Origin of the sequence: Pseudomonas edaphica (genome assembly GCF_005863185.1) — a bacterium.
GTDB classification, from domain to species: Bacteria; Pseudomonadota; Gammaproteobacteria; order Pseudomonadales; family Pseudomonadaceae; genus Aquipseudomonas; species Aquipseudomonas edaphica.
In genome coordinates this window covers 1-5,241 of the sequence record NZ_VBVZ01000442.1, presented here as the reverse complement: position 1 = coordinate 5,241, position 5,241 = coordinate 1, and the positions used below count along the sequence as shown (strand labels likewise).

Annotated in this window: 5 protein-coding genes; all 5 read left to right on the top strand. The window is 60.7% G+C overall.

The annotated features are described in order from the left end of the window. A partial coding sequence (locus FEM54_RS23695; protein ID WP_276614757.1) for a lipid II flippase MurJ occupies positions 1-299 on the top strand: 299 nt, incomplete at its 5' end. Between the two features lie 119 nt (positions 300-418). Next, positions 419-1,357 carry a bifunctional riboflavin kinase/FAD synthetase gene (ribF, locus tag FEM54_RS23690; RefSeq protein ID WP_016971190.1) on the top strand — a complete coding sequence of 313 codons (939 nt, stop codon included), beginning with the start codon at positions 419-421 and terminating at the stop codon, positions 1,355-1,357. 14 nt (positions 1,358-1,371) lie between these two features. Further along, complete coding sequence (gene ileS / locus FEM54_RS23685; protein WP_017137608.1) at positions 1,372-4,203, top strand: isoleucine--tRNA ligase; 2,832 nt, start codon at positions 1,372-1,374, stop codon at positions 4,201-4,203. Further along, positions 4,196-4,708, top strand: coding sequence for a signal peptidase II (lspA, locus tag FEM54_RS23680; protein ID WP_017137607.1), 513 nt, complete (start codon positions 4,196-4,198; stop codon positions 4,706-4,708). Before ileS ends, lspA begins: the two co-directional genes overlap by 8 nt. A gap of 7 nt (positions 4,709-4,715) precedes the next feature. Next, positions 4,716-5,153: an FKBP-type peptidyl-prolyl cis-trans isomerase gene (gene fkpB, locus FEM54_RS23675; RefSeq protein WP_010213263.1), complete on the top strand. Its 438-nt coding sequence runs from the start codon at positions 4,716-4,718 to the stop codon at positions 5,151-5,153. The last annotated feature ends 88 nt before the right edge of the window (positions 5,154-5,241 follow it).

Sequence of the window (5,241 nt, the reverse complement as noted above, 5' to 3'; positions counted from 1 at the left end):
TCAGCGCGGGTGCCTGCATCAACGCGGACCTGCTGTTTTATCAGTTGCGCAAGCAGCAGATGTATCAGCCGCAGCCGGGCTGGGGCCTGTTTGCCCTCAAGCTGCTGGTGGCGGTGGCGATGATGTCGGCGGTGTTGTTGGGCCTGATGCACTTCATGCCCGCCTGGGATCAAGGCCATATGCTTGAACGCTTCATGCGCCTGGGTGTTCTGGTCGTGGCAGGTGTGGTGGTGTACTTCGGGATGTTGCTGTTGCAAGGCTTCCGTCTGCGTGATTTCAATCGAAAGTCGCTTGGCTAGAGACTTTGCCGTGATAAAACGGTTGTTTTATCGATTCGATCCATTTGGCCTGCGCTGTTGCCTGTCGTCCGGGGCCGGGTGTGGTTATAATCGACCACTTTATGAGCAAGAAGCGCGTTATGCAGCTGGTTCGAGGTCTCCACAACCTGCGCCCCGAGCATCGGGGCTGCGTCGCCACTATTGGCAACTTTGACGGTGTTCACCGTGGCCACCAGGCTATCCTGGGCCGGCTGCGTGAACGTGCGGTCGAGTTGGGCGTGCCCAGCTGCGTGGTGATTTTTGAGCCACAGCCGCGGGAATACTTTACCCCCGAGACGGCTCCGGCGCGCTTGGCCCGCCTGCGCGACAAGCTGCAACTGCTGGCTGAAGAGGGCGTGGACCGTGTGCTGTGCCTGGCCTTCAATCAGCGTTTGCAAAGCCTCAGCGCCGCCGAGTTCGTTGACCGTATCCTGGTAGATGGCCTGGGCGTGCAGCACCTGGAGGTCGGCGACGACTTCCGTTTCGGCTGCGACCGCGTCGGCGATTTCGACTTCCTGCAACACGCTGGTGTGAATCAAGGTTTTACCGTCGAAGCCGCGCAAACCGTCGAACTGGACGGCCTGCGCGTGAGCAGTACCCAGGTGCGTAACGCACTGGCGGCTGCCGACTTCGCCTTGGCCGAGCGTTTGCTCGGTCGCCCGTTCCGCATTGCCGGGCGGGTATTGCACGGTCAGAAGCTGGCGCGCCAACTGGGCACGCCAACCGCCAACGTGCAGCTCAAGCGTCGTCGTGTGCCACTCACCGGGGTTTACCTGGTAAGTGTCGACATCGACGGCCAATCGTGGCCGGGAGTCGCCAACATAGGCGTCAGGCCCACGGTTGCAGGTGATGGCAAGGCCCACCTGGAAGTTCACCTTTTGGATTTTGCCGGTGATTTGTATGACCGGCGTTTAACGGTGGTTTTCCACCAGAAGCTGCGTGAAGAGCAGCGTTTCGCCTCCCTTGAGGCGTTGAAAACGGCGATCAATGCGGATGTCGCCGCCGCCCGTGCACTAGCCGCACCTAGCGCCCATCGCTAACCGAAGAGCCTTAAATGACCGACTATAAAGCCACGCTAAACCTTCCGGACACCGCCTTCCCAATGAAGGCCGGCCTGCCACAGCGCGAACCGCAGATCCTGCAGCGCTGGGACAGTATTGGCCTGTACGGAAAGTTGCGCGAAATTGGCAAGGATCGTCCGAAGTTCGTCCTGCACGACGGCCCTCCTTATGCCAACGGCACAATTCACATCGGTCATGCGCTGAACAAAATTCTCAAGGACATGATCCTGCGTTCGAAAACCCTGTCGGGCTTCGACGCGCCTTATGTTCCGGGCTGGGACTGCCACGGCCTGCCGATCGAACACAAAGTCGAAGTGACCTACGGCAAGAACCTGGGCGCGGATAAAACCCGCGAACTGTGCCGTGCCTACGCCACCGAGCAGATCGAAGGGCAGAAGTCCGAATTCATCCGCCTGGGCGTGCTGGGCGAGTGGGACAACCCGTACAAGACCATGAACTTCAAGAACGAGGCCGGTGAAATCCGTGCCTTGGCCGAGATCGTCAAAGGCGGTTTCGTGTTCAAGGGCCTCAAGCCCGTGAACTGGTGCTTCGACTGCGGTTCGGCCCTGGCTGAAGCGGAAGTCGAGTACGAAGACAAGAAGTCCTCGACCATCGACGTGGCCTTCCCGATCGCCGACGACGACAAGCTGGCCCAAGCCTTTGGCCTGTCCAGCCTGCCAAAGCCTGCAGCCATCGTGATCTGGACCACCACCCCGTGGACCATCCCGGCCAACCAGGCGCTGAACGTGCACCCGGAATTCACCTACGCCCTGGTGGACGTCGGTGATCGCCTGCTGGTGCTGGCCGAAGAAATGGTCGAAGCCTGCCTGGCGCGCTACGAGCTGCAAGGTTCGGTCATCGCCACCACCACCGGCACTGCGCTGGAACTGATCAATTTCCGTCACCCGTTCTATGACCGTCTGTCGCCGGTGTACCTGGCTGACTACGTGGAGCTGGGTTCGGGTACTGGTGTGGTTCACTCCGCGCCGGCCTACGGCGTTGATGACTTTGTGACCTGCAAAGCCTACGGCATGGTCAACGATGACATCCTCAACCCGGTGCAGAGCAATGGCGTGTACGCGCCGTCGCTGGAGTTCTTTGGCGGCCAGTTCATCTTCAAGGCCAACGAGCCGATAATCGACAAACTGCGTGAAGTCGGTTCGCTGCTGCACACCGAAACCATCAAGCACAGCTACATGCACTGCTGGCGTCACAAGACCCCGCTGATCTACCGCGCTACCGCGCAGTGGTTTATCGGCATGGACAAAGAGCCGACCAGCGGCGACACCCTGCGTGTGCGCTCGCTCAAAGCCATCGAAGACACCAAGTTCGTCCCGGCCTGGGGCCAGGCGCGCCTGCACTCGATGATCGCCAACCGCCCGGACTGGTGCATCTCCCGTCAGCGCAACTGGGGCGTGCCGATTCCGTTCTTCCTGAACAAGGAAAGCGGCGAGCTGCACCCACGTACCGTTGAACTGATGGAAGCAGTGGCGCTGCGCGTTGAGCAGGAAGGCATCGAAGCCTGGTTCAAGCTGGACGCCGCCGAACTGCTGGGCGACGAAGCGCCGCTGTACGACAAGATCAGCGACACCCTCGACGTGTGGTTCGACTCGGGTACCACCCACTGGCACGTGCTGCGCGGTTCGCACCCGATGGGTCACGCCACCGGCCCGCGTGCCGACCTGTACCTGGAAGGCTCGGACCAACACCGTGGCTGGTTCCACTCGTCGTTGCTGACCGGCTGCGCCATCGACAACCACGCGCCGTACCGCGAACTGCTGACCCACGGCTTCACCGTCGACGAGACGGGCCGCAAGATGTCCAAGTCGCTGAAAAACGTGATCGAGCCGAAAAAGATCAACGACACCCTGGGCGCCGATATCATGCGTCTGTGGGTCGCCTCGACCGATTACTCGGGCGAAATCGCCGTGTCGGACCAGATCCTGGCCCGTAGCGCCGATGCCTACCGCCGTATCCGTAATACCGCACGCTTCCTGCTGTCGAACCTGACCGGTTTCAACCCGGCCACCGACATCCTGCCGGCCGAGGACATGCTCGCCCTGGACCGTTGGGCCGTGGACCGTACGCTGTTGCTGCAGCGCGAGTTGCAGGAACACTACGGCGAATACCGTTTCTGGAACGTGTACTCCAAGATCCACAACTTCTGCGTGCAGGAGCTGGGTGGTTTCTACCTCGATATCATCAAGGACCGCCAGTACACCACCGGCGCCAACAGCAAGGCGCGCCGCTCGGCGCAGACCGCGCTGTACCACATCTCTGAAGCGCTGGTGCGCTGGATCGCACCGATCCTGGCCTTCACCGCTGACGAACTCTGGGAATACCTGCCGGGCGAGCGTAACGAGTCGGTGATGCTCAACACCTGGTACGAAGGCCTGACCGAATTGCCGGCGAACTTCGAACTGGGCCGCGAGTACTGGGAAGGCGTGATGGCCGTCAAGGTTGCGGTGAACAAGGAGCTGGAAGTTCAGCGCGCGGCCAAGGCCGTCGGTGGCAACCTGCAAGCCGAAGTCACCCTGTTTGCCGAGGAAGGCCTGACCGCCGACCTTGCCAAGCTGAGCAACGAACTGCGCTTCGTACTGATCACCTCGACCGCGAGCCTGGCACCGTTTGCCCAGGCACCTGCGGACGCAGTGGCCACCGAAGTGCCGGGCCTCAAGCTCAAAGTGGTCAAGTCGGCCTTTCCTAAGTGCGCCCGTTGCTGGCACTGCCGTGAAGACGTCGGCGTGAACCCAGAGCATCCGGAAATCTGCGGTCGTTGCGTCGACAACATCAGCGGTGCTGGCGAGGTTCGCCACTATGCCTAATGCTTCCAGTCGTTTCGGACGTCTGGGTTTGCTCGTGCTGAGCGTGCTGGTCCTGGTCATTGACCAGGTCAGCAAGGCTCATTTCGAAGGCTCCCTGCAGATGTTCCAGCAGATTGTGGTCATTCCTGACTACTTCAGCTGGACCCTGGCCTACAACACCGGTGCTGCCTTCAGCTTCCTGGCGGACAGCGGCGGCTGGCAGCGCTGGCTGTTTGCCTTGATCGCGGTGGTTGTCAGCGCTGTGCTGGTGGTCTGGCTCAAGCGTCTGGGCCGTGATGATACCTGGCTCGCCATTGCCCTGGCCTTGGTGCTGGGCGGCGCGCTGGGCAACCTGTACGACCGCATTGCCCTGGGCCATGTGATCGACTTTATTCTGGTGCATTGGCAGAACCGCTGGTACTTCCCGGCGTTCAACTTTGCCGACAGCGCCATCACCGTCGGTGCAATCATGCTGGCGTTGGACATGTTCAAAAGCAAGAAAACCGGAGAGACCGTCAATGACTGATCAGGTATTGGCTGAGCAACGCATCGGCCAGAACACGGAAGTCACTTTGCATTTCGCACTGCGCCTGGAGAATGGCGACACGGTCGACAGCACGTTCGACAAAGCCCCGGCGACCTTCAAAGTCGGTGATGGCAACCTGCTGCCGGGTTTTGAAGCGGCACTGTTCGGTTTCAAGGCCGGCGACAAGCGCACCTTGCAGATCCTGCCGGAAAACGCCTTTGGCCAGCCCAACCCGCAAAACGTGCAGATCATCCCGCGCTCGCAGTTCCAGGACATGGACCTGTCGGAAGGCCTGTTGGTGATCTTCAACGATGCGGCGAACACCGAGCTGCCCGGCGTGGTTAAAACCTTCGATGACGCGCAAGTGACCATCGACTTCAACCACCCGTTGGCCGGTAAAACCTTGACGTTTGACGTTGAAATCATCGACGTTAAAGCGCTCTGACTGACGAAACCGGCGCTTATGGGGCCGGCTTGTGTGGGAGCTGGCTTGCCTGCGATAGCATCACCTCGGTGTACCTGATACACCCGGT